Annotated in this window: 18 protein-coding genes; 5 read left to right on the top strand and 13 right to left on the bottom strand. The window is 63.1% G+C overall.

Going from position 1 to position 22,158, the window contains the following annotated elements; genetic code table 11:
* Positions 1-11: 11 nt before the first annotated feature.
* The 9 genes from J1G37_RS14190 to J1G37_RS14150 form a co-directional block, all read right to left on the bottom strand.
* The gene (locus tag J1G37_RS14190; protein ID WP_207042583.1) at positions 12-1,364 is read right to left on the bottom strand and encodes an LLM class flavin-dependent oxidoreductase; all 1,353 of its coding nucleotides are present in this window, start codon (positions 1,362-1,364) and stop codon (positions 12-14) included.
* 127 nt (positions 1,365-1,491) lie between these two features.
* Positions 1,492-2,712 (bottom strand): dipeptidase, encoded by a 1,221-nt coding sequence (locus J1G37_RS14185; RefSeq protein WP_207042582.1) that lies wholly within the window; start codon positions 2,710-2,712, stop codon positions 1,492-1,494.
* Between the two features lie 3 nt (positions 2,713-2,715).
* On the bottom strand, positions 2,716-5,010 hold the full coding sequence (locus J1G37_RS14180; RefSeq protein WP_207042581.1) for a TonB-dependent receptor: 2,295 nt from the start codon (positions 5,008-5,010) through the stop codon (positions 2,716-2,718).
* A gap of 117 nt (positions 5,011-5,127) precedes the next feature.
* A complete protein-coding gene (locus tag J1G37_RS14175) occupies positions 5,128-5,562 on the bottom strand; it encodes a RidA family protein (protein ID WP_207042580.1) in 435 nt (144 codons plus the stop codon).
* Positions 5,563-5,573: 11 nt separating this feature from the next.
* Positions 5,574-7,157, bottom strand: a complete 1,584-nt coding sequence (locus tag J1G37_RS14170) for an FAD-dependent oxidoreductase (protein ID WP_207042579.1) — start codon at positions 7,155-7,157, stop codon at positions 5,574-5,576.
* Between the two features lie 12 nt (positions 7,158-7,169).
* Positions 7,170-8,093 carry an ABC transporter substrate-binding protein gene (locus J1G37_RS14165; RefSeq protein ID WP_207042577.1) on the bottom strand — a complete coding sequence of 308 codons (924 nt, stop codon included), beginning with the start codon at positions 8,091-8,093 and terminating at the stop codon, positions 7,170-7,172.
* 18 nt (positions 8,094-8,111) lie between these two features.
* Positions 8,112-8,885 (bottom strand): amino acid ABC transporter ATP-binding protein, encoded by a 774-nt coding sequence (locus tag J1G37_RS14160; protein WP_017737032.1) that lies wholly within the window; start codon positions 8,883-8,885, stop codon positions 8,112-8,114.
* A complete protein-coding gene (locus J1G37_RS14155; RefSeq protein WP_017737031.1) occupies positions 8,878-9,843 on the bottom strand; it encodes an amino acid ABC transporter permease in 966 nt (321 codons plus the stop codon). The genes J1G37_RS14160 and J1G37_RS14155 overlap by 8 nt, the downstream gene beginning before the upstream one ends.
* Before the next feature lie 25 nt (positions 9,844-9,868).
* A complete protein-coding gene (locus tag J1G37_RS14150; RefSeq protein ID WP_207042575.1) occupies positions 9,869-12,262 on the bottom strand; it encodes a TonB-dependent receptor in 2,394 nt (797 codons plus the stop codon).
* Positions 12,263-12,835: 573 nt separating this feature from the next.
* Here J1G37_RS14150 and J1G37_RS14145 point away from each other — a divergent pair.
* The gene (locus tag J1G37_RS14145) at positions 12,836-13,120 is read left to right on the top strand and encodes a DUF1778 domain-containing protein (RefSeq protein WP_207042573.1); all 285 of its coding nucleotides are present in this window, start codon (positions 12,836-12,838) and stop codon (positions 13,118-13,120) included.
* Entirely contained in the window at positions 13,078-13,599 is a 522-nt protein-coding gene (locus J1G37_RS14140; RefSeq protein WP_242551583.1) for a hypothetical protein, read from the top strand. The genes J1G37_RS14145 and J1G37_RS14140 overlap by 43 nt, the downstream gene beginning before the upstream one ends.
* 15 nt (positions 13,600-13,614) lie before the next feature.
* Here the strand turns inward: J1G37_RS14140 and J1G37_RS14135 are convergent, their stop codons facing one another.
* Positions 13,615-14,655 (bottom strand): LacI family DNA-binding transcriptional regulator, encoded by a 1,041-nt coding sequence (locus tag J1G37_RS14135; protein ID WP_207042571.1) that lies wholly within the window; start codon positions 14,653-14,655, stop codon positions 13,615-13,617.
* Positions 14,656-14,861: 206 nt separating this feature from the next.
* On the opposite strand from J1G37_RS14135, the gene J1G37_RS14130 reads away from it, so the two are divergent.
* The 3 genes from J1G37_RS14130 to J1G37_RS14120 are packed head-to-tail and all read left to right on the top strand — an operon-like array spanning position 14,862 to position 19,295.
* The gene (locus tag J1G37_RS14130; protein ID WP_207042569.1) at positions 14,862-17,042 is read left to right on the top strand and encodes a TonB-dependent receptor; all 2,181 of its coding nucleotides are present in this window, start codon (positions 14,862-14,864) and stop codon (positions 17,040-17,042) included.
* Position 17,043: 1 nt separating this feature from the next.
* A complete protein-coding gene (locus tag J1G37_RS14125) occupies positions 17,044-18,375 on the top strand; it encodes an LLM class flavin-dependent oxidoreductase (RefSeq protein WP_207042567.1) in 1,332 nt (443 codons plus the stop codon).
* Entirely contained in the window at positions 18,372-19,295 is a 924-nt protein-coding gene (locus tag J1G37_RS14120; protein ID WP_207042566.1) for a sulfonate ABC transporter substrate-binding protein, read from the top strand. The genes J1G37_RS14125 and J1G37_RS14120 overlap by 4 nt, the downstream gene beginning before the upstream one ends.
* Positions 19,296-19,407: 112 nt before the next feature.
* Here J1G37_RS14120 and fecE read toward each other — a convergent pair whose 3' ends face one another.
* The 3 genes from fecE to fecC are packed head-to-tail and all read right to left on the bottom strand — an operon-like array spanning position 19,408 to position 22,158.
* Positions 19,408-20,199 (bottom strand): Fe(3+) dicitrate ABC transporter ATP-binding protein FecE, encoded by a 792-nt coding sequence (gene fecE / locus J1G37_RS14115; protein WP_207042564.1) that lies wholly within the window; start codon positions 20,197-20,199, stop codon positions 19,408-19,410.
* Positions 20,200-20,203: 4 nt separating this feature from the next.
* The gene (locus J1G37_RS14110; protein ID WP_207042562.1) at positions 20,204-21,172 is read right to left on the bottom strand and encodes an iron chelate uptake ABC transporter family permease subunit; all 969 of its coding nucleotides are present in this window, start codon (positions 21,170-21,172) and stop codon (positions 20,204-20,206) included.
* On the bottom strand, positions 21,169-22,158 hold the full coding sequence (gene fecC / locus J1G37_RS14105; RefSeq protein WP_207042560.1) for an iron-dicitrate ABC transporter permease FecC: 990 nt from the start codon (positions 22,156-22,158) through the stop codon (positions 21,169-21,171). Before fecC ends, J1G37_RS14110 begins: the two co-directional genes overlap by 4 nt.

Here is a 22,158-nt window from a genome sequence, read left to right as displayed (position 1 = left end):
GTTGGGAATACTTACGCACCGACCGCCTGCAACGGCTTCGCCACTCGCGCCGCTGTATGCCGATTGACCGGCACGGGCAAACCCAAATGCCCGCGCAAGGTACTGTGGCTGTACTCACTGCGGAACAACCCACGCTCACGCAACAGCGGCAGCACTTGATCGGTAAAGCGCGCAAAGTCATCCGGCGCACCGACGTGGATGTTGAACCCATCCACCGCCCCTTCGACAAACCAACGCTCGATCTCATCGGCCACGGTCTGCGGCGAGCCGACAAAGCTGGAAAACGGCTTGGCAAAACGCAACGCCGCCTGGCGCAAGGTCAGGCCCTGGTCGCGGGCGACTTGTTTGATGTTTTCCGCGTGGCCGCGATAGCCGTTGCTGCCCAGGTCGCCGAGTTCCGGGAACGGTTCGTCCAGCGGGTATTGGCTGAAGTCGTGGTAATTGAACGGCCGCCCCAGTTGCACCAGCGCCTTGTCCAGGTCCAGCTCGCCATTGCGTTCACGGTCGATGGCCTGGGCCTGTTCGTCGGTGTCGGCAATGATCGGTGAAATGCCCGGCAGAATGGTCACGTGGTCGGGGTTGCGCCCGGCGGCTGCCGTGCGTTGCTTGATGTCGCGGTAGTAGGCCTGGGCGTCCTCGAAGTTGCCCACGCCGGCGAAAATCCCCTCGGCATAATTCGCCGCCAGGCTGCGCCCGGACTCGGAAATCCCGGCCTGGAAAATCACCGGTTGGCCTTGGGCGGAACGCGCGATATTCAGCGGCCCGGTCACGGCGAAAAACTCGCCCTGGTGATCGAGACGGTGTTGGCGCTGCGGGTCGAGGAAGACCTTGTTGGCCTTGTCGCGCACAAAGGCGTCGTCTTCATAGGAATCCCACAAGCCCTGCACCACCTCCAGGTGTTCGGCGGCGCGGCGATAGCGCTCGGTGTGATCGATATGTTGCTCGCGGCCAAAGTTGCCGGCGGCACCTTCCAGGCCGGTGGTGACCACGTTCCAACCGGCGCGGCCGCCGCTGATATGGTCCAGGGAGGCGAACTGGCGGGCGACGTTGAAGGGTTCGGTATAGGACGTGGTCAAGGTCGCCACCAGGCCGATTTTCGACGTGGCGCCGGCGATGGCCGACAGCAGGGTCAACGGCTCCAGGCGGTTGAGAAAATGCGGCGCAGAATCCGGGGTGATGTAGGGGCTGTCGACAATGAACACCAGGTCGAACTTGGCCGCTTCGGCCTGCCGGGCCTGGGCGCGGTACCAGTCGATGTCCACACTGGCATCGCCGGGGATCTGCGGGTGCAACCATTCGTTTTGCGCGGTGCCGACGCCGGTGAGGATGGCGCCGAACTTGAGTTGCCGGGGTGTTGTGGACATGGGGGTTATTCCTCCGTGGATGGCCGTTGAGGCTGACATTAATAGCCCCACAGGGGCCTTGTGAAAGGCTTTGTAGGTCTATGCTAATTATTAAAAATACTGATCACTAAAAATCGAAAACATTCTTTTATTGCATAGATAACCCCACCTGCGCCTTGGCTTGTGCTGCCTGCACCACACGCAACAGATTTTCGCCCCAGATATTGGCCAGATCCTTTTCGCTGTACCCCGCCTCCAGCAAACGCTGGGTGATCTTCGGCAACTGGCTGACGTCCTCCAGCCCGACCACCCCGCCACCGCCGTCCCAATCGGCACCAATGCCCACATGCTCAGGGCCGACCACCTCGAGGATGTGCAACAAGTGCTTCATAAACACATCCAGATCGGGCTTGGGTTGCGGGAAGCGCTGGTTGACCGCCTCGATATCCGCATGCAATGCCTTGACCTGCTCCGGGCTCAGCCCCGCCAGGTTGCGGTACTGCGCGTACAACGGCGCCAGGGCTTTTTGCCGTTCGGGGTTGGGCTTGAGCGGCACCAGGTAATCGCCGTAGCTGTTGACCTGCACCACGCCCCCCTTGGCCGCCAGTTGCCGCAGCCGCGCATCGTCGAGGTTGCGCGGGTGGTTATTGACCGCCTTGCTGCTGCTGTGGGACGCAATGATCGGTGCAGTGGACGCCGCCAGTACCTGGTCGAATACCGCGTCGGAAGCGTGGGACACATCCAGCAGAATCCCCAGCCGGTTGGCCTGCGTCACCAGTTCACGGCCTTTGGGGCTGAGGCCGTGCCACTTGGGCAATGCAGTCGCCGAATCAGCGATTTCATTGGTGCTGAAATGCACCAGCCCGAGCATGCGCAAGCCCTGGCGATAGTAGGTCAACAGGCGTTGCGGATCGGCACTGAGGGGGTCGGCGTTTTCCATGCTGATAAACACCACCCGCTTGCCCTCTCCCGCGATTCTTCGCGCATCGTCCGGGGTCAGTGCCAGTTCGAAAGTCTGCGGCGAACGCTCTGCCAGGTCACGGATGCGCGCCAACATCGCCAGCCCGTAGTTGCTGGCACTGGCGCGGCCCTCATCGGTGTCGGGCACCGGCGCGGTGTAGATCACCCAGAAGCCGCCGTCGAGGCCACCGTCTTGCATGCGCGGCACATCCACCTGGCTGCCATCCTCGGCATAGGTGTGACGAGCGAGGATGTCCCAGCCGGGGCGGGACAATTGCATCGGTGTATCGAGGTGGCTGTCGAGCACCAGCAAACGCTGATGCAACGCCAACGCCTCAGGGCTGACTTCGTCGGCGGCATGGGCGGTCATGGCGGCCATGCACAGCGCCAGCAGGTATCGGCTGTTCATCGATCAGAACTCCGCACTGAGGGTGGTCTGGAAGGTGCGCGGCGAACCGGGCCGGTAGTAGGCCGGCCCGCTGGCGCTGGTGAGGATGTAGCCGAGGTAGTCCTTGTCGAAGAGGTTGTCGATGTTCAAGCGCAGCTTGACGCTCTTGAGCGGCCCGTAATGCAGGCGCTCGCCGCCAAGGTCGAGGTAGGCGTTGTAGAGGGTGTAGCCCGGCACCGATTCGGTGTTGGTGAAGTTGCTGTAGCGCGAGCCGATATGCCGCCCGGAAAAATTCAGCACCGCCCACGGCGCCAGCTCGTAGGTGATGCCCGCCTGCGCCAGCCAGCGCGGGCTGTCGGGGATGTTGTTGTCCTTGAGCGATAGCCCGGCGGCATCGTCCTTGAACTGCGCGATGTTGTAGGTGAGGTTGCCGTTGAGCACCAGTTTGTCCGCCAGTACCGGCGGCTTCCATTGCCCGCTCAACTCGGTGCCGTAGGCCAGCGCGCGACCGACGTTCTGGTAGTAGGTTTCGGCGGTGCTGCTGCCGGCCACCGGCGAGGCGAAGGCTTGCAGACGGTTATCGAACTCGGTGCGGTACAGCGCCCAGGCGGCGTTGAACGTCGGACGATTGAGGCGGTAGCCCACCTCGTAGTTCTTCGAAGTCTCCGCCGCCGGTGCCGGCGCGTTGGGGCTGGCCGCGCGGAACACATCGTCGGCGCCCCGCGGCAGCGCCATGTTCTCCGAGTAGGAGGCAAACAGCTGGGAGTTGGCCGTCAGGTCATACACCAGCCCGGCCTGGGGCAGGAAGTTGTCGGTCCACGAGGTGCTCAGGCGCGGCTGGCGGTTGGCGATATAGTCGCCAGCATTGCGATAGCCTTCGATGCGGTAGTCCAGGTCCAGGCGCTTGAAGCCGTATTGCAGGCGCAGGCGGTCATCGAGCAGGGTCCAGGTGTCTTTGATGTTCAGTTGCAGGGAGTCGCGGGTCGAGGTGAAGTCGCCCTGCTTGTGCACCGGCTCATTGAACAGCGGGCTGCCATCGGGGCTGCCGTCGCTCAGGTTGTAGCGCGCTTGCAAGCGGTTGAACACATCCTTTTCGGCCCACACTCCGGCTTCGATCGCATGCTGGCCGACGTGCCAGGTCAAGCTGCTGCGCCCGCCGTAACGGTGGCCACTAAGGGATGACAGCCCGTATTGCACACCACGCGGATCAACCAGGCCGGGCACGTTGGCCTCGGCGTTATGCAGCGCCAGCGAGGTGCTGTAGGCCTCGGGGGAAACGCCAAAACCTTTCTTGGCTTCGTAGTAGACGCTGGTGCTGCTTTCCAACGCATCGTTGAGCAGAAAGTTGCCGGTGAGGCTGTACAAGGTGTCGCGCCGCTGGTTGATCGCCTGCTTGTACGACTGGTTGTAATTGGGATTGCTGTAGGGCACGCCAGCCACGGTTTCGGGTTGCGGCGGTACTTCCTTGAGGTACGCGAAATCACGCCCGGAGCGACCGAACGGATCATTGGCGGTGCCGTGGTATTGGGCCTGGGTCACATAGGGCGAGTCGTAGTCATAAAAGTCGTTGTGCACCGCGCGAAACAGCAGCTCATGCCCCTCGCCGAACTGATAGCGCACCTTGCCTTCCAGGTGCTCACGGTCGATGGTGCCGGGGCCGCGCCACAGGTCGCCGTCGATCTTCGAGCGGCTGAAATACGCCGACAGCCCCGCATGCTCGCCGGTTTGCAGCTTGACGAAACTGCGTCGCAGGCTGTCGCTGCCCAGGGTGTATGACGTGCTGACCCCGGCTTCCTTGGCCGGATTGGTGGAGATGTAATCCACATAAGGCCCCAGCGACGTATACCCCGGCTGCGACACATCGCCAGCGCCGGTGGACGCGGTGACGCGTTCGGTGTTTTCGTTATCGACGTAGCGGTAGATCGGGCTGCCGCCAAACTGGTCGCTGCGCCCCAGCGGCACGCCGTCGATGGAGAAGCCGATCTGTTGCAGGTTGAACGCGCGCACGAACACCGAGTTGCCGAATTCGTAGAGGCCCAGGGCATCGTTGGACTGCACGTTGAAGCCGGGCAAGGCTTCGAGCATCTTCAAGCCTGAGGTACCGGCGGGCGCCGACTGCAAGGCTTGATGGGAAATGGTCAGGGTGTTGCTGATCTGGTCAGTGCCAATCGCCAGGTTGGCCTCGGTGACACGTGCGCCGACCACTTCGACTTTGTCCAACTGCGCTTCTTGCGCCAGCACGCCCTCAACCGTCAGGCCCATCAACAGGAGCCCGCTCAACCATCTCTTGTTCGCCAGTGACTCACGCTGATTGCTCATTGCTGTTCCTTGTCGGTTTCTGTCGGGTGCACGAACCCGCTCCAGGGCGTTCGGCGCGTGGGCGCCGAAGCCTGGAATCCTGTCTATGGAGGGAAGGTGTCGGTGAAACGCTGGGGGTTACGCCGTTCGAGCGGCGATGGCTTCGACTTCCACCAGCGCACCCGGCAGTGGCAACGCCACCACTTGCAACGCGGTACGCGCAGGTTTGTTCGGCTGCTCTGGCGTGCCGAAGAACTGTGTGTAGCCGGCCTGCAAACCGGCGAAATCGAGCTTGCCGCCGGTCTCTTCGGCGCCCACCAGGAACACCCGCAGTTGCACGATATCGCCGAGGTCGAGGTCGTGTTGCTGGAGGATCGTGCGGATCTTGTTGAACACCGACACCGTCTGCACTTCGGTGTTGCCATAGGCCGCCGGCGTACCCGCCGGGGCGTTGGCGTCGTGCAGGTCGGGCAAAGTGCCGCTGACAAAGATCAGGCTGGCGGACGCCGGCACGGTGACGGTTTGCGAGATCGGGAAGTTGCCGACGCTGGTGCGTTGAATGCTGTCGCTCATGATGATGCTCCTTAGGACGCGGCCACTGCCGCAATCTGACGTTGTTGAGTCACCCGTTCGGCCAGTTGCGCGACCACATGGCGCGCCGAGTTGGCCGCCGATTCCTGCCAGATGCCCACGCCGCTCTGCACCAGGCCGTCACCGGCGAAGTACACGCGGCCAACACCGGCTTCGAGCAAGGCACTGGCATCGGCCGGGAAGTGTTCGCGTTGCAGCCACGGGCCTTCGCTGTAGGGGATCTGTTCCCAGGACACCGCCAGCGGGTGGCGCAGGTGTTTGGCATAACCCGGATGCAGCAGCTCCACGGCTTCTTTCGAGGTGGCGTACTGCTGCGCCAAGGGTTGCGCGCCAAAGCGATCAGCGCCCTCGCCGGTCACGTAACCGGCCACCAGCAAGCCGTCGCGGGTGTTGAGGCCGTTGCTCGGGTACCACAGCAGGCGCGCCGGGTGTTCGATCCACGACAGGCCGCCGTAGGTGCGGTAGTCGGTCTCCCAGAAGCGCGGCGACTGCCACGCCACTTTGGTTGCCTGGTCGCTGCGGGTGCTGCGCAAGGCGGCCTTGATCGGGTCGCTGAAATCGGTGTCGAGCTTGGCCAGCAACGGCAGCGGCAGGGTCGAGACCAGGTAGTCGGCGCGCACCACCTGGTCGCGGCCGCTGTGCTGGTCGTGATACGTCACCGCGACGCCGTCTTCCAACTGGCGAATCTGCCGCACCTGGGCGCCCAGTTGCACCTGGTCGCGGACCCGGGCGTAGAACGCGTCGGTGATACGGTCCATGCCGCCCACCGGCTGGAACATCGTCGCCGAGAACTCCGGGAACTCGGTGTGCAGCAACGCGCCCCACAGCTCCGGGTGCAGCAGTTGGTCCAGCGCCAGCGGGCTGCGTGCGGCCGGCAGCGCGCCGGGATGGGCTGGCGATTCCAGGTGCCCCGAACGGATCGTGCCTTCGAACGCCAGCTCTTGCGAGAGGTCGCCATACACCTGCAAAAACGCCAGCAAGCGTGTGCGTTCTTCGCTGCTCAGCACGTCGTCGAGCGCATCGCGCTGCACCGCCTTGGCCAGCAGGCCGGACAAGTGCCCGCGCGCATCGTTGATCGCCTGGCCGACGCTGAACGCCGGCTTCTCGATATCCGGGCGCACCTGGGCGCCATGGCTGCTGTTGACCAGCACCTCCAGCGGCACCCCGAGTTCGCTGCAATAGTCGAGGATCGTGCGGTGCTGGCTGGGGATTCGCGCAGGGCCGGCGTTGAAGTAGTGGCCTTGATCGAACGCTGCGGTTTGCGTGCGGCCGTCCTTGTAGTCCACACGGTCGCCATGGCGAATCGTCCAGGTGCGGCCGCCCGCCCGCTCGCGGGCCTCCAGCACTTGCACCTCGAAGCCGGCGCGGGTCAGTTCCAGCGCCGTGACCAACCCGGCAATCCCGGCGCCCAGCACCAGCACGCGGGTGCCATGCCCCAGGCCGTCCTTGAGTTTCAGCGGTTGCGGGCGGCGGTGCGATGAAGGCCCCAGGCCCAAGACCGCAAGGGCATCCTTGACCGCCTTCTCGCCGCCTACTGCCGCGATGCTCGACAGCGCTTCACGTCGTGTCAGTCCCATGTTCGCTACTCCTTAATCCGGCAGGCCCGGTGGGTTGATCAGCGACTTGTCGACGCGCTCCACGTCCAGGCCCCAGCGTTGCAGCACCTGCTCGTATTGGCCGCCGGCAATCGCGCTTTCCAGGGCGGTGTGGATCGGCTTGACCAGGCCGTTGTCCTTGCGCGTGGTCACCGCGATGTCGGCCTGCAACGGCCAGCCGCCGTTGACGGTGCCGACGCGCTTTATGCCGCCGGTGATCGCGGCGGAATAGGCGTACACCGAGTTCGGCCCGAACAGCGCATCACTGCGCCCGGACTGCACCGCCAGTTGCGCGGCAGCCTGGTCATCGAAGTACTGCAACAGCGCAGGCTTGATCCCGGCCTTTTCATTCGCCTCGTTCCACGCCAGCAGGACTTTTTCCTGGTTGGTGCCGGAGCCGACGATGATCTTCAGCCCGGCAATGTCCGGCGCCTGTTTGATCTCGTTGATCTTGCTGGTGCTCTTCACATAGAACCCGAGCACGTCCTGGCGATAGGTGGCGAAGTCAAAGCGCTTCTTGCGCGCTTCGGTCACGGTTACGTTGCTGATCACCGCGTCGTATTTGCCCGAGCTGACGCCCAGCGGCCAGTCTTCCCAACTGGTCTGCACCACGTTGAGTTGCAGGCCCAGGCTGTCAGCCACCAGTTGCGCGGTGTCGGCTTCGCTGCCGATGGTGGTCTTGTCGTCATTGGCCAGCAGCGCCAGGGGCGGCCCCGCCACGCCGGACACGGCCACGGTGAACTTGCCCGGCTGGGCGAACTTGAAGCCCGGCGGGATCTGCGCGATGGCGGCTTCGTTGCGCGGCACATGGATGCGCACGCGGTCGGGGCTGAGGTCCACCTGTTGCACGGCGAACGCACTTTGCGCAGCACTGACGGCCAGCGCCAGCAGGGCCACACGGGCAGTAGAAATAAACATGGGCAGTCACTCCTTGAACTAAAGCACCTTGCCGAGAAAGGCCACAGTGCGGGGATGTCGGGGTTGGCGGAAAATCTGTTCAGGCGGACCTTCTTCGATGAGCTGGCCGTCGCAGAGGAACACCACGTGGTCGGCCACTTCGCGGGCAAAACCGATTTCGTGGGTGACGATCACCAGGGTCACGCCCAGTTGGGTCAGGCCCTTGATCACATCCAGCACTTCGCCCACCAACTCCGGGTCGAGGGCCGAGGTGGGTTCATCGAACAGCAGCACTTTCGGGTCCAGGGCCAGGGCGCGGGCGATGGCCACGCGTTGTTGCTGGCCGCCGGAGAGCTGGCGTGGATAGGCGTCGGCTTTGTCTGCAAGGCCAACCTTGGCCAGCAACTCGGACGCCTTGGCCTGCGCCTCGGCCTTGCTCCAGCGCTTGTGGGCCAGGGGTGCCTCGGCGATGTTTTCCCAGGCGGTGAGGTGCGGGAACAGGTTGAAGTTCTGGAACACAAAACCGACGTCGATCCGGCGCTTGAGGATTTCCCGTTCTTTCAGCTCGTAAAGCAGGTCGCCCTTGCGTCGATAGCCGACGTATTCACCGTCGATGGTGATGTGGCCGCTGTCGATCTTTTCCAGGTGGTTGATGGTGCGCAGCAAGGTGGATTTGCCCGAGCCCGACGGCCCGAGAATCACCGTGACCTTGCCCGGGTCAATGGTCAGGTGGATGTCTTGCAACACCTGCTGATTGCCAAAGCGCTTACCCACGCCCTGGATTTGAATACGACCGGCGCGGGCTTCACTCATGGGACTTCTCCTTGAGCCAGCGACTGATGCGCTGCAACGGCGTCGGTGGCAGTACCCGTGCCGTGCCACGGGCAAAGTAGCGCTCGACGTAGTACTGCGCGCTGGTCAGCACGGTGGTGATGATCAGGTACCACACGGTCGCCACGATCAGCAGCGGGATCACCGCCTGGGTGCGGTTGTAGATGACCTGCACGGTGTAGAACAGCTCGGGCAAGGCCAGCACGTAGACAATGGAGGTGCCTTTGACCAGGCCGATGATTTCGTTGAAACCCGACGGCAGAATCGAACGCAGCGCCTGCGGCAGGATGATCCGGAACACCCGACGCGAAGCCGGCAGCCCCAGCGCCGCAGCCGCTTCATGCTGGCCGGCATCCACGCCGATCAGGCCGCCGCGAATGATCTCTGCCGCGTACGCCGCTTGCATCAGGCTCAAGCCCAATACGGCCACGGTGAACTGGCTGAGCACGTCCACGGTGGACCACTCGGCAAACACCACGCTGGTGAACGGCACGCCGAGCACGATGTGGTCATACAGGTAAGCGAAGTTGTACAGAATGATCAGCACCAGCAGCGCCGGCATCGAGCGGAAAAACCAGATGTAACCCCAGGCCAATGCGGCCAGCAGCGGCGAGCCCGACAGCCGTGCCAACGCCAGCGCCGTGCCGAGGATCATGCTGAATACGGTGCTCAGCAGGGTCAGCAACAGCGTCTGGCCAAGGCCGCGCAGCACCGACGGCGAGAAGAACCACTGGCCGAACACGCCCCACTCCCAGCGCGGGTTGGTGGCCAGGGAGTGCACGATGCCCAGCAGCACCAGCGCGGCAAAGATCGACCCGGCCCAGCGCCAGGGGTGTCGCGCGGGGACGACTTGCAAGGTCTTGATGGGGGTGGCGACACGGGCCGGGCGAACCGGGCGCGCCTGTTCAATCAGGTCATAGGGTTTGGCGACGATGGGCATGTTCTCTTCCTCGCGGGTTGTGGCCTTAGAAGGCGTAAGTCAGCCGGGTGTAGTAATAACCGCCGGTGAAACCGAAGGGCGAATAGGTGCCGTAGCTGCTGACCATGGTGCTGCTCGGTACACCTTGTTTTTTCGGGTAGACGTCGAACAGGTTCTTGGCGCCGATGGCGACGTTGAGGTCTTTGGTGAGGTTGTAGCCAAGGTCCAGGTCGGTGATCCATTTGGCCGCGTAGACCCGGTCGAGGCTGCGGTCGGCGGAGACGTTGACCTCCTTGTAGGAGCCGTAGCGGGTCAGGGCCAGGTTGAGGTTGAAGCGGTCGATGCTCCAGTCACCGCCGAGGATCAGCTTGGTGCTCGGTTGCACGCCGGTAATCAGGTTGCGCGCCTGGCGATCCATCAGGTCATAGGCCGTGCCGAGGATCGTCGTGGACTCCTTGTAGTTGAGGATCCTGGTCTGGTTCCAGTTGAACGCGGCGGTCCACTTCAGCGCGCCGTATTCGCCGAGGTCCTGGCTGTAGTTGCTGACCAGGTCGAGGCCCTTGGTGCGGGTGTCGGCACCGTTGATGAAATACTGGCCGCCGGACGTCGAAGTGATGCCATTGCCTTGCAGCACCTGGGTGATTTCCGGGCCGAGCAAGGTGCCGGTGAGGGTGATGCGGTCGCGCAGGTTGATCACGTAGGCGTCGGCGGTGAAGCTCAGGCGGTCGGTGGGTGTGAGGGTGAAACCAAGGCTGAAGTTGGTCGAGCGCTCGGGTTTCAATTCCTGGGCGCCGAGGGCCTGGGCGGCGCCCGAACCCACCGGCAGCACGCCGTAGTTGATCGACTGGTACACGCCGTCGACCACGCCATAGGTGGTGGACCGCGCACTGAACAGGCTGTTGGCCAGGGAAGGCGCACGGAAGCCGTTGCTCACCGTGGCGCGCACGGCGAATTGCGGGGTGAAGTCATAACGGGTGGTCAGCTTGCCGCTGCGGGTGGCGCCAACGCCCTGGTTGTAGTGCTCGTAACGGAAGGCGGTGCCCACGTACCAGTCCGGTACCGGGTTGAAGCCCACATCCACGTAACTGGCCAGGCTGTTGCGCGAGGCGGTGGCTTCTTCGTCCGGCGAAATACCGTTGGTGACCTGCGCCCCGCTCGATGCGCAATTGCCCGGCGCCTTGCAGTAGCCGCCGTTGGCGTAGGACTCATAGTCACCGGCCTGCACCTCATAGGTGTCGCGCCGGTGTTCGAAGCCGTAGCTCAGGTCCAGCGGTTTTTGCAGGCCGATATCAAAGCCGCGCTTGAAGTCGAGGTTGGTGGTCAGCTCGGTGGAAATCCACGTGCCGGAGGTGAAGTGGTTCGGCGTGGCTTCGCCCAGGGACGGGTTCTGGTTGTGGGTGGTGCCCTGCTCCGCGTCGTTGCGCCCGTAGGTGGTGGACAAGTCCCAGTCCCACTCGCCGACGGTGCCTTTGCCACCGAAGGCGGCCTGGAAGTCGTCTTCGTCGATAAACCAGGTCGGCGTGTAGCCGCCCGGGTAACCATTGGGGCCGGTGGTGATGGTGTTGGTGATGGTCGGCAGGCGGAAGTTCTGGCCTTGCTCGGCCTTGCGCCGCGAATAGGTGGTGAAGGAATACAGGCTGAAGTTGTCGTCCACCGGCAGCTCGGCGTTGTAGCCCAGGGTCAGCAGGTTGGTCTTTGGTGTGCCGTAGCCGCCGTACGTCGAGCGACCGGCCTGCTCGTAGGCCTGGGCGTAGGTGTAGCCGTTGGCGCTGGCCTTGTTGTCATCGTTCTGGCTGCGCGCATCCAGGGCCAGTTGCACGATGCCGCCGTTGCCGATTTCGAAGCCTTTGTTGAGGCTTTGTTGCACGGTCTGTTTCTTGCCGTCGTAGCCAAGGCCGGCGTTGGTCACCGAGGTGCCGCTGGTGTCGGCCTTGAGGATCACGTTGATCACCCCGGCGATGGCGTCGGAGCCGTATTGGGCGGCGGCACCGTCGCGCAGCACTTCCACATGGTCGATGGCGCTGATGGGGATCAGGTCCAGATCGGCCGGAGCCGCGCCGGTGTTGATGCCGTTGATGTTCAAGGTCGCACTGGTGTGGCGGCGCTTGCCGTTGACCAGCACCAGCACTTCGGCGGCGCTCAGGCCCCGCAGGTTGGGGGCACGGGCGATGCCACTGGCATCCCAGCCGGTTTTTTCCGGCAGGGTCAGCGACGGGATCACCGCGCTCAAGGCCTCCATCAAACCGGGCTTGCCGGTGCTCTGCAATTGCTTGGCGCTGACCACATCGATCGGCACCGGGCTGCTGGTGACAGTGCGCTGCTCGGCGCCACGGTTGCCGGTGACGACGACGGTAGAGAGGGTGCTGTCGTCCTGGGCCTGGGCGCTGTTGGCAAAAATTGCCAGGGCCAAAACGGCGGTGGGTGTTAACGCTTGCTTCATAGCCATGCCTGCTTATTCAAATCGCGAAGTCGGGCAATCACGCGGTCATGCGCGGTGCTCGTTTTTTAGGGGATGTGGCGGCGATTTGCGGCTAAGGCGCGTGCGGGGTTTGTATCGGCAACATACGTTGAGTTCCCTTCCAACGATTCTGCTGCGGGCATGATTACCCGGTTATGGGAGCAGAATCTGAATCACGATGGGTACCATCCATGGTCAGGGGTAGGCTGTTGCGATCAAACATAACGGAATGGGTTTTGAAAATATAATGCTGTTTTGGTCTAAGCTAATATTCTTGGATTTCATTATTTTCTTATGATTTTATTCATATAAATAATGTCTTTTTGAAAGCTCCTCTGCAGATCGGCACGGTCGGATGCAAAATTTCATCAGGAAGTGCCAAGCTTTTTGTGGAGAACTACCCCCTTTTTCGCAAGCCAAGCGCCTTTCAACCTGCAACCACCCGTATAGCAATTAAATACACACGTATAGACATTAGCTACACGAAAAATCTATTATCCGCCCCAAGGAGGCTCAAACCTGAATACACAATCCTTTCCAAGGCGGGACCGACACATGACAGCCAGTATTGAGAAACCCAAACCCGTTCCGATCAACATGCGAGCGGATGAAAGAAAGCGGAACCTGATCGATCTGGCAGCTGCCTTGTCCGGGCGCGACCGAACCAGCTTTATCCTGGAAGCTGCTTGTCAAAAAGCAGAAGAGGTCATCCTGGACAAGCGCTTGTTCCTTCTCGACGACGTTGCATTTGACGCATTCGAACAGGCCATGGAAGCCAATCCGATACGAGGTAATGAATGCCTGCACCAACTTCTCGAAAGGCCCAAACGGTGGAGCTGAGGGCTCCCGAAAGACTGAACAGCGAGCATATCCTTGACCAGTTCGATTCGGGCGAGCCGTCGATCAACGATTACCTGCAAAGGCAGGCACTTAAAGCCCAGGCCGCCAAGCAGGCGGTTGTCTACGTCGTTTGCCGCAAAGACACCGCGGTCGTGATGGGTTTCTACACCCTGTCGAGCGGCTCTATAGCACGCGAAAACGTCGTACCGAAAAGCCATCAACGCAACTCCCCAAGCGTGCATCCAGTGACATTGCTGGGACGCATGGGGATCACTCAAGCGGCCCAGGGCCAGGGGTTTGCAATCGATCTGCTGCAGGACGCCATTGAGCGTGCAATCAGCGCTTCGAACACCATCGGCTCCAGTGCAGTCATTGTTCACCCATTGAACGAACGCCTTTCGAGTTTCTATATCAAGTACGCAGGCTTTGTTGCATGCCCGGGGCTTTCGCCGATTACGTTGATGTTGCCGCTGCGCTAAGCATCAAGATGCGTCTTAAGCACTTTCCCGCGCAATCAGGCGGCACTCCAACAAATTCAAGCGCTGTACCTCCTCTTCCACCGGCAATACCCCCAAACTTTCCAATACCCGCATGGCCGCCAACACACCGATTTGCAACGCCGGTGGCTTGATGGTGCTGAGGCTCGGCAACAGCATGTGCGCGAAGGGGTAATCACCGAAGCCGAGCACCGCGCAGTCTTGCGGTATTTTCAGCCCGGCACGTTGCCCCGCCAGTAACCCACCAGCAGCGAGGTTGTCATTGGCGAAGAAGATCGCATCAGGTGGCGTGGGGTGGCTCATCAGCGCGTCCATCGCCTGCTTGCCGGCTTCGAAGGGCGCACAACCGGCGTCCGGCGCGAAGGTCCAGGGCTGCACGCCCAGCCCGCTCAAGGTCGCCGCGAACCCATCACCGCGCTCCATTGCACTGAAATCCCCCGCCGCACTGTTCTGCACGAAGGCGATGCGCCGATAACCCTGGCCATGCAGGTAACGCGCGGCCGTGACGCCCACTTCGTAGTGGGAAAATCCTATCTGCAACGGCTCGCGTTCGGGCACATAGTCCCAGGTTTCCACCACCGGGATATCGGCATCGGCGATCATCTTTTCCGTGGCCGCGCTGTGGAAGCGGCTGGTCAGCACCAACGCCGCCGGCGACCAGCCGAGAAACGCGCGCACCGCACTTTCTTCCTGCTCGGCACTGAAGTAACTCGATGCCAACAACAGCTGATACCCGTGCTGGCTGAGGGTGTCGCTGAAGCCCTGGATGGTGTCGGCAAAGATCGGCCCGGAGATGTTCGGGATCACCATCGCCACGATCCGCCCGCGCGCCGAGGCCAGGCCGCCGGCCACCAGGTTGGGCACGTAGCCCAATTCGGCCACCACCTGGGCGATGCGCTCGCGGCGCTCGGGTGAGACCTGCTCCGGCTGGTTGAAGTAACGCGACACGGTAATCGCCGACACCCCGGCCTGGCGCGCCACGGTGTTGAGGGTGACGCGCCCGGCGCCACGGCGTTTGCGCGGTTTGTCTTCGCTCACGGGGAAATCCTGTTAGAAACCAAAAGGCATATAGGACTAATTTTTCAGTATTTGACATTCTAAACCAGTCCCACCAATAATGCCGATGTTAGCGCTAACAAAGCGCGTTGTCTGCTACTCGCTCAAGCGAATGCCAAAGACAAATTCACAGGCGTTGCGGTCGCAGAACAGCAACGGTTCAGGGCATTCTTTCGAGCGGGCACAGCATGCACAACTTCCAACGCACTACGTTATTGATCCTCGCCGGGCTGACCGCCCTGCCCGCCTTTGCAGCCGATGAGCAGGAGCCGACGCTCAAATCCGTGACCGTCACGGCCACCCGCCGTGAAGAATCCCTGCAAAAAGTCCCGGTGGCCGTCTCTGTGCTCGACGGCGAACAGCTGGAGCGCGACAACCGCAACGGCGTCGCCAGCATCGCGCAACAAGTGCCGTCGCTGAACTTCCGCACCGGCGCCTCCAACAAAGACACCTCTCTGTTCGTGCGCGGCGTCGGCACCATCTCCACCTCCCCCGGCGTGGAGCCGACGGTAGCCACGGTGATCGACGGTGTGGTCTACGCCCGCCCCGGCCAGGCCACCCTCGACCTGCTCGACCTGGAACGCATCGAAGTACTGCGCGGCCCGCAAGGCACGCTGTTCGGCAAGAACGCTTCGGCCGGTGTGCTCAATATCACCAGCAAGGCGCCGACCGCCGAGACCCACGGCTATATCGACCAGTCCTACTACAGCGGCAACGAGAGCCGCACCCGCTTCGGCATCGGCGGCAGCCTGGTGCCGGATGTGCTCAAGGGTTCGATCAGCACGCTGTTCGGCAGCTATGACGGCAACGTCGATAACCAGCACAACGGGCAAGAGGTCAATGGCTACAACCACAAGGGCATTCGCGGCAAGTTGGAGTTCACCCCCAACGATGACGTGAAGCTGACCCTGATCGCCGACTACATGCAGTCCCACGACGACGCGCCCAACGGCGTGGTCAGCAAGTCCCTGACCCCGGCGTTCACCAACGCACTGAGCCCGGTGCGCGCCGCCAGCGACAACCGCGACATCAACACCGACACCCGCAGCCATGTCGAAGACACCAACAAAGGCCTGTCGGCCCAGCTCGACTGGAACCTCGGCGACTACACCCTGACCTCGATCACCGCCTGGCGCGGCTGGGACAACACCCAGTACCAGGACGGCGACCGCCTCGGCACAGTAACCGCTGCATTCCCCGGCACCGCCGACAAGGGCCAACTGGCGTTCAACCAGTACTCCCAGGAACTGCGCCTGGCCTCGCCTAAAGGTGAGTTCCTGGAGTACGTCGGCGGCCTGTTCTACATGCACGGCAAGGACGAAGAAACCTACCAGCGCACCCTCACCACCACTACGCGCACTGACCGTGGCATCGCCGACTACAGCACCACCAACGACAGCTACGCAGTGTTCGGCGAAACCACGCTGAATTTCACTTCGCGCTTTCGCGGCATCGCCGGTTTGCGCTACACCCACGATGACCTGAAATACGATCACCGCCGCGTCTCCACCTCGGCCACTACGGTCAGCGGGATTCAACCGGCCACGTCCAGTTCCGGTTCGGTGGATGAAGACGGCTGGTCCGGCCGCCTCGGCGTGCAGTACGACATCAGCGACAACATCACCAGCTACCTGACCTACTCGCGTGGCTACAAAGGCCCGGCCTACAACGTGTTCTTCAACATGCAGCCGCGCGACACCGATGCGCTCAAGCCGGAAACCTCCAATACCTGGGAAGCCGGGATCAAGGCCACCGCCTGGAACAACCGCCTGACCACCAACCTCGCGGTGTTCCACAGCGATTACGACAACTACCAGGCCAACTTCTTCGACACCGTCGCAGGGCAAGTCGTGACCCGCTTGATCAACGCCGGCAGCGTCAGCACCGAAGGCGTCGAGCTGGATTACGCCTTGCAGGCCACCCAGCAACTCAAGCTGTCCGGCGCCCTGGCCTACACCCGCGCACGCATCGACGAATTCGCCTGCCCCGCTGGCGCAGCAGCAACGTGCAACGTAAATGGCAAGCCGCTGCCGTACAGCCCGGACTGGAAAAGCTACGTGCGCGCCGACTACAGCATCCCCTTGGATAACGGCCTGGATATCGAACTGGGCACCGACTACAGCTGGCAGAGCGAAGTGCAGTACGACATCAGCCAGAACCTCGACACCAAACAAGGCGCCTACGGCATCTGGAACGCCAGCGTGGCCCTGGCCGACTACAGCAACGGCTGGCGAGTAGCGTTGCTGGCGAAGAACCTCGCCGACAAGTCCTACTCGCCGATGCTGGCCAGCGGCGGCAACTACATCTACCGCGCCGTGCCCCGTGACGATGAACGTTACTTCGGCGTGCAACTGCGCAAGGATTTCTAATATGAGTCGTCAACTGAAACTCGGCGCCTTCCTCATGGCCACCGGGCACCACATCGCCGCCTGGCGTCATCCCGATGTACCGGCGAATGCCGGGCTGGATTTCGCCCAGTACAAGCACCTGGCGCGGGTCGCCGAAGCGGCCAGGTTCGATGCGTTGTTCGTGGCGGACAGCGTGGCGGCGGCCACTGGCGAGATCGCCAGCCATATGGCGCGTTCGGATCACTTCGAGCCACTGACCTTGCTCTCGGCGTTGAGTGCAGTGACGGAGCACATCGGCCTGATCGCCACCGCGACCACCACCTACAACGAGCCCTACCATGTGGCGCGCAAGTTCGCCTCGCTGGATCACCTGTCCGGCGGGCGCGCCGGCTGGAACCTGGTGACCTCGGACGCCGCCGCCGAAGCGCAGAATTTCGGCCGTGATGAGCACCTCGGCCACGGCGAACGCTACAGCCGCGCCCGCGAGTTTCATCAAGTGGTGACCGGCTTGTGGGACAGCTGGGAAGACGACGCCTTTGTGCGCGACAAGGCCAGCGGCAATTACTACGACCCGGCGAAGGTGCATGTGCTTGATCACGTCGGCGAACACTTTCGCGTCAAGGGCCCGCTGAACGTCGCGCGCTCGCCCCAGGGCCAGCCGGTGATCGTGCAGGCGGGCTCGTCCGAAGCCGGTCGCGATCTCGCGGCGCAAACTGCCGAAGTGGTATTTACCGCGCAGACGTCGCTGGAGAATGCCCAGGGGTTTTATGCCGACCTCAAGGGCCGTCTTGCGCAGTACGGACGCGAGGCGGATTCGCTGAAAATCATGCCCGGCGTGTTTGTGGTGGTCGGGCAGACCGAGGCTGAGGCGCAGGCGAAGTTCGAGACGTTCCAGGATTTGGTCGAGCCCGAAGTCGGCGTCGCGCTGCTTGGGCGCATGCTCGGTAACTTCGACCTGTCCGGCTACCCGCTGGACGGGCCGTTGCCAGAGTTGCCACTGACTGACAGCGGCCAGCGCAGCCGCCAGCAATTGCTCAGCGATTTGGCGTTGCGCGAGAACCTCACGCTGGCGCAATTGGGACGACGGATTGCCGGTGGCCGCGGGCATTACAGCCTGATCGGCACGCCGGAGCAGATCGCCAACGAGTTGCAACGCTGGTTCGAAAACGGTGCCGCCGATGGTTTCAACATCCTGGTCCCGCACCTGCCCGGTGGGCTGGAGGACTTCGCCCAGTGGGTGGTGCCCGAGCTGCAACGGCGCGGCCTGTTCCGCACCGAATACAGCGGCGCCACCTTGCGTGACAACCTCGGTTTGGCGCGCCCCGAAAACCGCTTCAAAAAGGACAATGCATGAAGATTCGAGCGCTGGTATTGGCCCTGCTGGCCGTCACCCAAACGGCCCTCGCGGCCGACCCTGCGACCCTGCGCATCGGCTACCAGAAAGGCTCCATCGCCTTGGTGCTGGCCAAGGAACACAGCCTGCTGGAAAAGCGCTTTCCACAGACTGACGTGAAGTGGATCGAATTCCCCGCTGGCCCGCAGATGCTCGAAGCCCTCAATGTCGGCGCACTGGATGTGGGCTCTACCGGCGATATCCCGCCGCTGTTCGCCCAAGCGGCGGGCGCAGACCTGGTCTACATCGGCGCCGAACCGCCCAAGCCCAGCGCCGAAACCATCCTGGTGCGCAACGACAACCCGCTGCACTCAGTGGCGGACCTCAAGGGCAAGAAGGTCGCCTTCCAGAAAGGCTCCAGCTCCCACAACCTGATCCTGCGCGCACTGAACAAGGCCGGGCTGAGCTACAAGGATATCCAGCCGGTGTACCTGCCACCGGCCGATGCGCGGGCGGCGTTTGAGCGCGGCAGCGTGGATGCGTGGGCGATCTGGGAACCCTATTCGTCGTTGGCCCTGAGCCAGAGCCCGAGTCATGTGCTGGCCAACGGTGAAGGCTTGGGCTTGTCGGGGCCGGTATACACCGCGCGGCGCGAATACGCCAAGGCTAACGGCGCCTTTGTCCACGACCTGCTCGGTGAACTCAGCAGCGCTGAAGCGCTGACCCGTAGCCAGCGGGAAGACAGCTTGAAGGTGTTGACTGGTTTTATGGGGCTGCCTGCGGATGTGATCGCGCGGTACATGGACAACCGCCCGCCTTCGCCGATCTTGCCGATTGACGAGAAGATCATCCAGGCCCAGCAGGCGACGGCGGATCTGTTCTACCAAAACCACCTGCTGCCCAAAGCCATCGACGTGAAAAAAGCCCTACCAAGCAACTGAGATCAAATGTGGGAGCTGGCTTGCCTGCGATAGCTGTGTATCAGTGCCAAATGAGCAAGCTGACCCACCGCTATCGCAGGCAAGCCAGCTCCCACATTTTTTTTGAACCGAGTCAGGCTTGAGGGCGGGTGCTTTTTTCGATCAGGCACATCGGGGTGCCAGCCACTGGCTCCTGCATGATCTGCACCTGCACATCAAACACCTGCCGCATCAACTCGGCACTGATCACCGCCGCCGGCGCCCCATCCGCCACCAACTTGCCGCCATGCATCACCGCCAAATGATCAGCATACCGGCAAGCCTGGTTGATATCGTGCAACACCGTAATCACGGTCTTACCTTCGGCGGCCAACTCCCCCATCAAGTCCAACAGCTCAACCTGATGACTGATATCGAGGTAAGTGGTCGGCTCATCCAGCAACACCACCGGCGCGTTCTGCGCCAACACCATCGCCAGCCACGCGCGCTGGCGCTGGCCGCCGGACAAATCCGCCAACGCCCGATCTGCCAAAACGTCGAGTTCCAGGCGCTGCATAGCCTGCGTCACATGGGACTGATCGTTGCCACTCAGCCGCCCCCACAGCGAGTTGTGCGGGCTGCGGCCATAGGCAACCAACTGGCGCACGCTGACCCCTTCCGGCACCGGCAATACTTGCGGCAAAAACGCGATCTGTCGCGCCAGTTGGCGCGCGGAAAGGCTGGCGTAGGCCTGGCCATCCAGGGTCAGTTCGCCCTCGGTTGGCTTGAGAATGCGCGCAAACGCCTTGAGCAACGTGGACTTGCCGCAGCCATTAGGGCCGATCAGCGCCGTGACCTTGCCTGTCGGCGGTGTGAACGACAGCCCTTGCACAATGCGCGTCGCGCCGTAGCCGATATCGAGCTGGTGTGCCTGCAGAATACTCATGTGATCAGCCCTTGAACCGTGCCAGCAACCAAAGAAAATATGGCGCGCCAATCACCGCCGTGAGCACGCCGGCGGGGATTTCGCTGGGGGCGATCAAGGTGCGTCCCAGCGTGTCGGCCAGCACCAGCAACAGCGCGCCGATCAGCATCGCCGCCGGCAGTAAAAACTGGTGATGCCCGCCCACCAGCCTGCGCGCCATATGCGGTGCGACCAGGCCAATAAAACCAATCGGCCCGATCACCCCCACGCCCAGGCTGGTCAGCAGCACGGCGCAGGCCATCGCCAGCCAGCGCGTGCGATTGAGTGCCGTGCCCAGGCTGTGGGCCGCTTCGTCGCCAAGGGCGATCAGGTTCAGCGGCTTGGCCAGGCACAGGCCCAGCGGGATCAACACGAGGAACGGCAACACCAGCGCCACGTGGTGCCAGTTGCGGCTCCACAGGCTGCCGGTGAGGGCGAGCAGCGCGGTGTTGATATCCAGCGGGTGGGACAGGATCAGGAACTCGGTGACGCTGGACAAGGTCACCGCAATCGCCACCCCGGACAGCGCAAAACGCACCCCGGAAAAACTCACCCCGGTGTTGTACAGCGCCAACAGCAACGCGCCACCGGCCCCGCCCAGGCACGCCACCAGCGGCAGCCAGGCAATCGGCAACTGCGGCCAGCTGATGATCGCCACGGTCAGCGCCAGCCCGGCGCCCTGGGTCACGCCGAGGATTTCCGGCGAGGCCAGCGGGTTGCGGATCACGCCCTGCACAATCGCCCCGGCCAGGCCGAAGGCGGCACCGGCAAGGATCGCGATCAGGCTGCGCGGCAGGCGGTGGTTCCACACTTCAAAGTCGAGGGCGTCGTGGGCCAGCAGGCGCTCCAACACGGTGGCGGGCTTGAGCCACAGGGTACCGGCGCTGAGGCTGATAAAAGCCGCCAACAGCAGCAGGCCGAGCAACAGCCACAGGCGCAAGGTTGGGCGGGTCATAGGGCGCGCCTGGCAAGAAAGAGGAAGAACGGCGCGCCGATCAACGCGGTGACCACGCCCGCCGGGGTTTCCACCGGGAAGGCCACGGCACGGCTGAGCAGGTCGGCGCCGAGCACGATCACCGCGCCCAAAGCTGCACTCAGCGGGATCAGCCAGCGGTAATCATTGCCGAGGAACTGGCGCAGGATATTCGGCGCGATCAGCCCGACAAAACCAATCGGCCCCACCGCACAGACACTCGCCCCCACCAGCAACAGGCTGGCGACAAACACCTGCAAACGCAGGCTGGCGATGCCCACGCCCAGGGAGCGCGCGGCGTCTTCGCCAAGGTTGATCAGGTTCAGCCGGGGCGCACACCACAGCGCCCACAGGCCGCCGATCAAGGTGCACGGCCAGAGCAACTGCACTTGCGCGGCGCCGACGTTGGCCAGCGAACCGGCCAGCCAGTTGAGCACGCTTTGCGCCTGGGCCTCGACCAGGATCACCGTGAGCCGGGTCAAGGCCGCGCACAACGCCGCAACAGCCACACCGGCCAGTACCAGGCGACCTTGGGCCGTGGTCGGCGACCAGGCGCCGCCGAGGCTGAACACCGTGACCCAGGCCAACGCGCCGCCCACGCACGTCATCAATAACGCGCCACCGGCAAACGGCGGCGCGACCAAGCCCGTCGAAAACAGCGCCAAGCCCAACGCCGCGCCGGCGGTCACCCCAAACAACGACGGCGAAGCCAGGCGGTTACGCGTGATGCCCTGCATCAACGCCCCGGCCAAGCCCAGGCAGGCACCGACCAACGCCGCACACACCGCACGCGGCACCCGCAGTTGGGCGACGATGTAGGCCATATTGCCGCCGACGCTGCCCTGGTGGACCAGGCCATTCCACGCGTCCGTCGCCGTAATCGTGAACGGCGACCAGCTGTACAGCGAGCACCAGAACAACACGGCGCCCAGCAGCACGATGCCCGCCGCCGCGAAACTGCGCCGCAC

Origin of the sequence: Pseudomonas sp. Marseille-Q1929 (assembly GCF_017316265.1) — a bacterium.
Classification (GTDB): Bacteria; Pseudomonadota; Gammaproteobacteria; order Pseudomonadales; family Pseudomonadaceae; genus Aquipseudomonas.
This window is presented reverse-complemented; position numbering and strand designations above follow the sequence as displayed.

Coding starts and splice junctions, on each gene's coding strand:
- J1G37_RS14190 (WP_207042583.1), bottom strand. CDS start 1,364: ATGTCCACAACACCCCGGCAACTCAAGTTCGGCGCCATCCTCACCGGC.
- J1G37_RS14185 (WP_207042582.1), bottom strand. CDS start 2,712: ATGAACAGCCGATACCTGCTGGCGCTGTGCATGGCCGCCATGACCGCC.
- J1G37_RS14180 (WP_207042581.1), bottom strand. CDS start 5,010: ATGAGCAATCAGCGTGAGTCACTGGCGAACAAGAGATGGTTGAGCGGG.
- J1G37_RS14175 (WP_207042580.1), bottom strand. CDS start 5,562: ATGAGCGACAGCATTCAACGCACCAGCGTCGGCAACTTCCCGATCTCG.
- J1G37_RS14170 (WP_207042579.1), bottom strand. CDS start 7,157: ATGGGACTGACACGACGTGAAGCGCTGTCGAGCATCGCGGCAGTAGGC.
- J1G37_RS14165 (WP_207042577.1), bottom strand. CDS start 8,093: ATGTTTATTTCTACTGCCCGTGTGGCCCTGCTGGCGCTGGCCGTCAGT.
- J1G37_RS14160 (WP_017737032.1), bottom strand. CDS start 8,885: ATGAGTGAAGCCCGCGCCGGTCGTATTCAAATCCAGGGCGTGGGTAAG.
- J1G37_RS14155 (WP_017737031.1), bottom strand. CDS start 9,843: ATGCCCATCGTCGCCAAACCCTATGACCTGATTGAACAGGCGCGCCCG.
- J1G37_RS14150 (WP_207042575.1), bottom strand. CDS start 12,262: ATGAAGCAAGCGTTAACACCCACCGCCGTTTTGGCCCTGGCAATTTTT.
- J1G37_RS14145 (WP_207042573.1), top strand. CDS start 12,836: ATGACAGCCAGTATTGAGAAACCCAAACCCGTTCCGATCAACATGCGA.
- J1G37_RS14140 (WP_242551583.1), top strand. CDS start 13,078: ATGCCTGCACCAACTTCTCGAAAGGCCCAAACGGTGGAGCTGAGGGCT.
- J1G37_RS14130 (WP_207042569.1), top strand. CDS start 14,862: ATGCACAACTTCCAACGCACTACGTTATTGATCCTCGCCGGGCTGACC.
- J1G37_RS14125 (WP_207042567.1), top strand. CDS start 17,044: ATGAGTCGTCAACTGAAACTCGGCGCCTTCCTCATGGCCACCGGGCAC.
- J1G37_RS14120 (WP_207042566.1), top strand. CDS start 18,372: ATGAAGATTCGAGCGCTGGTATTGGCCCTGCTGGCCGTCACCCAAACG.
- fecE (WP_207042564.1), bottom strand. CDS start 20,199: ATGAGTATTCTGCAGGCACACCAGCTCGATATCGGCTACGGCGCGACG.
- J1G37_RS14110 (WP_207042562.1), bottom strand. CDS start 21,172: ATGACCCGCCCAACCTTGCGCCTGTGGCTGTTGCTCGGCCTGCTGCTG.